Source organism: Pantoea sp. DY-15 (assembly GCF_019795935.1).
Classification (GTDB): Bacteria; Pseudomonadota; Gammaproteobacteria; order Enterobacterales; family Enterobacteriaceae; genus Pantoea; species Pantoea leporis.
In genome coordinates, this window is the sequence record NZ_JAIMIF010000009.1 from 132538 (window position 1) to 139105 (window position 6568).

General features: G+C 50.7%; 6 protein-coding genes and 1 rRNA gene. 2 read left to right on the plus strand and 5 right to left on the minus strand.

All coding sequences use genetic code 11. The features are described from left to right. Nucleotides 1-99: 99 nt before the first annotated feature. From polA to K5Y32_RS24570, 4 genes are all read right to left on the minus strand, one after another. On the minus strand, nucleotides 100-2892 hold the full coding sequence (gene polA / locus K5Y32_RS24555; RefSeq protein WP_222186124.1) for a DNA polymerase I: 2793 nt from the start codon (nucleotides 2890-2892) through the stop codon (nucleotides 100-102). A 367-nt stretch (nucleotides 2893-3259) separates the two neighbouring features. Continuing rightward, the gene (gene dsbA, locus K5Y32_RS24560) at nucleotides 3260-3889 is read right to left on the minus strand and encodes a thiol:disulfide interchange protein DsbA (RefSeq protein ID WP_101760723.1); all 630 of its coding nucleotides are present in this window, start codon (nucleotides 3887-3889) and stop codon (nucleotides 3260-3262) included. A 26-nt stretch (nucleotides 3890-3915) separates the two neighbouring features. Further along, nucleotides 3916-4902 carry a serine/threonine protein kinase gene (locus K5Y32_RS24565; RefSeq protein WP_110868417.1) on the minus strand — a complete coding sequence of 329 codons (987 nt, stop codon included), beginning with the start codon at nucleotides 4900-4902 and terminating at the stop codon, nucleotides 3916-3918. 46 nt (nucleotides 4903-4948) lie between these two features. Then, the gene (locus tag K5Y32_RS24570; protein WP_101760725.1) at nucleotides 4949-5224 is read right to left on the minus strand and encodes a YihD family protein; all 276 of its coding nucleotides are present in this window, start codon (nucleotides 5222-5224) and stop codon (nucleotides 4949-4951) included. 72 nt (nucleotides 5225-5296) lie between these two features. On the opposite strand from K5Y32_RS24570, the gene mobA reads away from it, so the two are divergent. Then, nucleotides 5297-5872: a molybdenum cofactor guanylyltransferase MobA gene (mobA, locus tag K5Y32_RS24575; RefSeq protein WP_101760726.1), complete on the plus strand. Its 576-nt coding sequence runs from the start codon at nucleotides 5297-5299 to the stop codon at nucleotides 5870-5872. Further along, nucleotides 5869-6372, plus strand: coding sequence for a molybdopterin-guanine dinucleotide biosynthesis protein MobB (mobB, locus tag K5Y32_RS24580; RefSeq protein ID WP_222186125.1), 504 nt, complete (start codon nucleotides 5869-5871; stop codon nucleotides 6370-6372). The genes mobA and mobB overlap by 4 nt, the downstream gene beginning before the upstream one ends. Before the next feature lie 76 nt (nucleotides 6373-6448). Here the strand turns inward: mobB and rrf are convergent. Next, nucleotides 6449-6564: ribosomal RNA gene (rrf, locus tag K5Y32_RS24585) — 5S ribosomal RNA — on the minus strand. Nucleotides 6565-6568: the final 4 nt, after the last annotated feature.

Consider the following 6568-nt stretch of genomic DNA (forward strand, 5'->3'; position numbering starts at 1 on the left):
GCATTTAATAGACCGCTTTGTGAGGTTGCTGAACCGATTAAGTAAACTTTTTTCTTATGATGATGCCAGCGGCACGCAAATACCGCTGAATCAGCATGATCAGTGTGCCTCATCCCAGTTATCGCCGGTGCCTACTTCCACCTGCAGCGGCACATCCAGCTTCATGCTGTTCTCCATCAGATCACGGATGGTCTTAATGGCGCTATCCACTGCATCGCTGCGGATCTCAAACACCAGTTCATCGTGTACCTGCATAATCATGCGCACGGCATCGTCTTTTTGCTCCAACAGCCAGCCATCCACCGCAATCATCGCGCGTTTGATGATGTCTGCTGCCGTGCCTTGCATTGGGGCATTAATCGCCGCTCGCTCCGCCGCTTTACGACGAATCGCATTGCTGGAGGTGATATCAGGCAGCCACAAACGACGACCATCGAGCGTTTCTACATAGCCTTTCTCTGCTGCCTTCGCGCGCGTCTCTTCCATATAACGCAGCACGCCCGGATAGCGTTCAAAGTAGAGATCCATGTATTTCTTCGCCTCACCCGCACCGATATTGAGCTGGCGGGAAAGACCAAACGCGCTCATTCCGTAGATCAGACCAAAGTTGATCGCCTTGGCACTGCGACGCTGCTCACCTGAAACTTTGCTTAACGCCACACCAAACACTTCTGATGCGGTGGCACGGTGGATATCTTCGCCCTGGGCAAACGCATCCAGCAGGCCTTTGTCTTGCGACAGATGCGCCATGATACGCAGTTCAATCTGTGAGTAGTCCGCGGCGACAATACGATTGCCCGATCCGGCGACAAACGCCTGGCGGATTCGGCGCCCTTCTTCGTTGCGCACCGGGATATTCTGCAGGTTAGGATCGGTAGACGAGAGTCGTCCCGTCGCCGTTACCGCCTGATGATAGGATGTATGTACGCGGCCGGTAAGCGGATTGATCATCAGTGGCAGCTTATCGGTGTAAGTCGATTTCAACTTCGATAAACCACGATGTTCCAGAATCACTTTCGGCAGTGGATAATCAAGCGCCAGCTCAGCCAGCACCTCTTCGCTGGTCGACGACGCGCCGCCCGGCGTTTTCTTGGTCGGTTTAATACCCTGCTTTTCAAACAGAATGGTTTGCAACTGTTTGGGTGAAGAGAGATTAAACGGTTCGCCTGCCAGCTCGTGCGCTTTCAGCTCAAGCTCGGCCACACGCGTGGTCAGCTCCTGCGAGTGTTTCGCCAGGATATTCTGGTCAATCAGCACGCCGTTGCGCTCAATCCGCGATATCACCTTCAACAACGGCATTTCGATCTCTTCAAATACCTGTTTCGGCCCCGCTTCCGGCTCCAGTTTCTCCCACATTTTCAGATGCAATTGCAGCGTGACATCGGCATCTTCCGCCGCGTAGTGGCCCGCTTGTTCGATAGCAATCTGATTAAAAGTGAGCTGATTTTTACCTTTACCCGCGATCTCTTCGAAAGTCACCGTTTTATGGTTTAGCCAGCGCGCGGCCAGACTATCCATATCGTGTTTTCCGCCCACGCTATTCAGGCAATAAGATTCCAGCATGGTGTCAAATTTGATGCCGTTCAGTTCAATGTCGTAATTCTTCAGCACGCCGCGATCGTATTTAAGATTCTGACCAACCTTCGCCGCGTTACCATCTTCCAGCAGCGGTTTTAGCTGCTTCAGCACTTCGCTGCGATCCAGCTGATCTGGCGCATCCAGATAATCATGGGCAACCGGCAGATAAGCTGCTTCGCCCGGCGCGACGGCAAAACCAATGCCGACAATATTGGCGCTTAAGGTATCCAGCGAGTCGGTCTCAAGATCGAAAGCGAAGAGCTCGGCACTTTTCAGCTTTTTCAGCCACTCGGCAAATGTCGCTTCATCGAGGATAGTGACGTAGCCATCCGCAGAGAGCACGCTGGTCGCTTCGGCAGCGGGCGCAGCAGGTTCGCTGAGCTGCGGTTTCTTAGCCTGCGCGTTGCTCTTCTTACCTTGTTGCAGCCATGAACCATCCTGCAAATCGGTGATCCAGCGCTTAAATTCATAACGGCTAAACAAAGTTTGCAGCGCTTCGACATTAGGTTCATTGACGACAAGCTGATCGCAGGTCAGATCCAACTCAACGTCGGTTTTGATAGTTGCCAGCTGATAAGACAGGAACGCGACGTCGCGATTTTGCTCCAGCTTCGCCGCCATGGTTTTCGCACCGCGGAACGAGAGATCGGCCACTTTATCGAGATTGTCATAGATTGACTGCATACCGCCCAAGCCTTGCAGCAACGCCTGCGCGGTTTTCTCACCGACTCCCGGCACGCCTGGAATGTTATCGGAGCTGTCGCCCATCATGGCGAGGAAATCGATAATCAGTGCTGGCGGCACGCCATATTTCTGCTCGACCTCTTCCGGACCGAGCACGGTATTCGTCATGGTGTTGATCAAGGTAATCGCAGGCGTCACTAACTGCGCCATATCTTTATCGCCGGTGCTGATCAACACCGGACGGCCGAGTTTTTCCGCCTCTAGCGCCAGCGTACCGATAACGTCATCCGCCTCAACGCCAGATACCGCCAACAGCGGCAGGCCCATCGCCTTCACCATTTCATGCAGCGGCTCAATCTGCGCACGCAGATCGTCTGGCATCGGCGGACGGTGCGATTTGTAGTGTTCAAAAAGCTCATCGCGGAAGGTTTTGCCTTTCGCATCGAAGACCACAGCCACATGGCTTGGCTGATACTGCATCAACAGGCTTTTCAACATGTTGAGCACACCATACATGGCGCCAGTTGGCTCGCCTGCACTGTTCGTTAGCGGCGGAAAGGCATGATATGCACGGTACAGATAAGATGAGCCGTCGACCAGAATCAGGGGATTTTCTGCAATTTGCGCCATAGGTTCGTATTTTCTTCGTTGCGATAATGAGGGCTATAAGGATGCCACAACCAGAGGAGAATGTTGAATGCACTCGGGGAAGTCAGGATCTTTTTCGTCGTTACGCGGCACGGATCGCAAGGATCAAACTGTGGATAAGTTTGTGCGTAAAAATCATAACGTATTGTTATTTACGTTAATTGCAATTACTTTAATATTAAAAATTCATTTATATCAGCAAGTTAAATGCTTATTGTGATCTTGCTCGCCCTAATGAAAAGACGATCGTCCATGTGGATATTAAGCGAAGGGTTAATAAATACATCGCACAAATAAGAGAATGAAGGCAATAAAAAACGCCGGCAGTACCGGCGTTCTAAAAACTAAATTACTTCTTTTCTACCAGGAACTTCACTACATTGGCGTAATCAGCAACGAAGTTGTCCATTGAGCTGGTATCCAGGCCGCCGTTGTTAACCATATATTTGCCGTTAACGAAGATCGCTGGCACACCTTGCAGATTGACGTCTGCTGCTGCTTTCTGCTGCTGCGCAACCAGCGCTTTTACTGCGAAGCTATTCCACGCTGCATCGTAATCTTCTGAAGAGATACCCGCCGCTTTAATAAAAGTCTCTTTCAGGCTTGCTGCATCGGTAACGGTTTGGGTTTTCTGAATACCGTCGAAAATCGGTGCAGTAACTTTGCTTTCTACGCCTAGCGCCATGGCAACAGCCCATGCCTGAGTGACAACCGGACCGAATTGACCACCAAGGAAATCAACGTGGTATTTGGTCACTTTCGTGTCCGCCGGCAGGTTCTTTTTCACTGCCTCGCTCACGTGATAAACGCGTTCGAACTGGTAGCAATGTGGGCAGAAGAAGGAGAAGAACTCCAGAACCTGCGGCTCACCCGCCACTGGCTTTGGCAAAGTAACGAACTGCTTACCATCGTTGAACTGTGCCGCCGAGGCGCCAAATGCCAGCATTAAACCTACCAGCGCAAACATGATCTTTTTCATCGTGAAACAATCTCCTGAGTACTTCATTAATATTGCGGGCTAAGCTGCAACGGCGGTTCGTGTAACAGCCTTTCCTGCTCGATAAATAATGCAATCTGCCGGCGCCAAAAATCCTCATCTGTCATCCAGGGGAAGGCGCGCGGAAAAGCGGGATCCTGCCAGCGGCGTACTACCCAAGCCAAATAATAAACCATGCGCATAGCGCGTAAAGGTTCAATCAGTGACAATTCATGTAAATCAAAATCACCAAATTCATTATAGGCTTCCAGCAGAATGTCCCATTGAATCAACTGTTCCTGACGATCGCCATTAACCAGCATCCACAAATCCTGCACTGCTGGCCCGTTACGGGCATCGTCAAGATCGACAAACATCGGGCCTTCACGCCACAGAATATTGCCGGGATGGCAATCGCCGTGCAACCTTAACGGCTGCCAATGGCTATGCCAGCGCTGCTGCAGCGTCGCGCTGAGCTTATCAACGGCAGCAAGCAGTAAGTCTTTGACTGAAGCCGGTACTAATGCGCTTTGTTCCAGCTCCCGACGCGGTTGAAAAATATACTCTTCAAGGCCGAAAGTGGGTCGCTGCTGAAACAGACTTAGCTTTGCGGTTTGATGGATGCGCCCCAAAAAGCGGCCAACCCATTCCATCTGATCCTCGTTATCGGTTTCATACTGCCGTCCGCCTAAACTGGGGAAGACCGCGTACATGAAGCCAGCATGATGATTCAACGTGCTGCCCTGCAGAACGAGCGGCGCGGCAACCGGCACTTCATCCTCTAATAAATCCTGAGTGAACTGATGCTCTTCAAGGATCTGTTGTGCGCTCCAGCGCTGCGGACGATAAAACTTAGCCACATAACGGCGTTTATCATCGTCGCTGAACTGATAGACGCGGTTTTCATAGCTATTGAGGGCGGTTAAGCCTGATTCGACACGCAGACCCGCATCCCAAAGTGCATCAAGGATGACATCGGGATTCAACGTCTGGAAATTAAAGGCGGCTTCGCTCATCTTTTTGCCTGTGTGTTACCTTTGCGATTAATGCGCAAGGATAACATTACTCATCATCCTTAATCACACCGCGTGCACGTAATAGCGCGGTTTTGAAGTCCACTTCATAATCCTTTTTCAGGCCGGGAATGGCACTCTGGCTATCTGTGTCACGCATTTTGAGATGGTAAATCAATACATCATCGGTTAATTCACTTAATGGGCCACTGAAACCAGATTCCTGCGCCAGTTTTTGCAAAAATGCCAGCAAGTTGAGATCGGCATCCTTCTGCCATGCGGGTTGCAGAAGCTCGAGCAGTTCATTGAGTCGGTGATATTTCATCATTGATTCCTTTATGCAGATGGTACGCTGCCGCTAAGTAAGTATCGTCCAGAATGAAGCAAGGAGACGAATATGACAGCATTTACCGGCGTGATCCTCGCGGGTGGCCAAGGCAGTCGTATGGGAGGCCAGGATAAGGGGTTATTGATGTTACAGGGTGAACACCTTTATCAGCACGTTTTGCGGCGATTCCGGCCGCAGGTCAATATTGTGTTGATAAGCGCTAACCGTAACATTGATCGCTATCAGGCAAGCGGTTGTCAGGTGGTTATCGATACATTGCCCGATTATCCCGGACCGCTGGCTGGCATGCTCAGTGGTTTACGCAGCAGTAAAAACGAATGGGTCGCTTTCTGCGCTTGTGATACGCCATGGATCCCCAATGACTTTGTCGCGCGTCTGTGGCAACAGCGTAATGATGCGCCCGCTGTGTGGGTGAAATCCTCCCAGCGTGATCATCCAGCTTTAGCGCTGGTCAATTGTGCATTGGCTGACGATCTTGAAACCTGGCTACTGCGCGGCGAGCGACGTTTAATGCAGTTCTTACATGAGCATGGCGGGCATGCTATTGCGTTTTCAGACCCAGAATCTGCGTTCCGCAATATCAATACGCCAGACGATCTCATGAATGAGGAAAAGTATTTATGAGTGTGCGCTTACTGGCGATTTCCGCATGGAGCGGGACAGGAAAAACCACTTTGCTTGAGCAAGTCATTCCACTTCTCAAAACTCAGGGGATTCGATCAGGCTTAATTAAGCACACACATCATCAGATGGATATCGATACGCCGGGGAAAGACAGTTATTTGCTGCGTAAAGCTGGGGCGGATCAGGTGATCGTCGCCAGTAATCAGCGCTGGGCATTGATGGTTGAATCACCTAATAAGCCTTTAAGCCTAATGCAATTAGCATCACAGATGGATAGCTCAACGTTGGATTTGGTGCTGGTCGAGGGCTTCAAAGATGAGCAGGTCCCTAAAATTGCACTTTGGCGGCGTGGCGTTAAAGGTGAGATTAAGGATTTGCTGGATCAGTATGTGATTGCCGTCGCTACTGATGAGGATATGAAACTGAATTTGCCCATATTGGATATTAATCAGCCAAAGCAGGTTGCCGATTTTATTGTTCAGTGGCTTAAAAAGCGTTGAAATAGCCAGTTTTTGGCTAACATTCAGACGTAAAAAAGCCCCGGACTTTCGTCCGGGGCTTCTTCACTTATTTGATGCCTGGCAGTTCCCTACTCTCGCATGGGGAGGCCCCACACTACCATCGGCGCTACGGCGTTTCACTTCTGAGTTCGGCATGGGGTCAGGTGGGACCACCGCGCTAAAGCCGCCAGGCAAA

Coding starts and splice junctions, on each gene's coding strand:
- dsbA (WP_101760723.1), bottom strand. CDS start 3,889: ATGAAAAAGATCATGTTTGCGCTGGTAGGTTTAATGCTGGCATTTGGC.
- polA (WP_222186124.1), bottom strand. CDS start 2,892: ATGGCGCAAATTGCAGAAAATCCCCTGATTCTGGTCGACGGCTCATCT.
- K5Y32_RS24565 (WP_110868417.1), bottom strand. CDS start 4,902: ATGAGCGAAGCCGCCTTTAATTTCCAGACGTTGAATCCCGATGTCATC.
- K5Y32_RS24570 (WP_101760725.1), bottom strand. CDS start 5,224: ATGAAATATCACCGACTCAATGAACTGCTCGAGCTTCTGCAACCCGCA.
- mobB (WP_222186125.1), top strand. CDS start 5,869: ATGAGTGTGCGCTTACTGGCGATTTCCGCATGGAGCGGGACAGGAAAA.
- mobA (WP_101760726.1), top strand. CDS start 5,297: ATGACAGCATTTACCGGCGTGATCCTCGCGGGTGGCCAAGGCAGTCGT.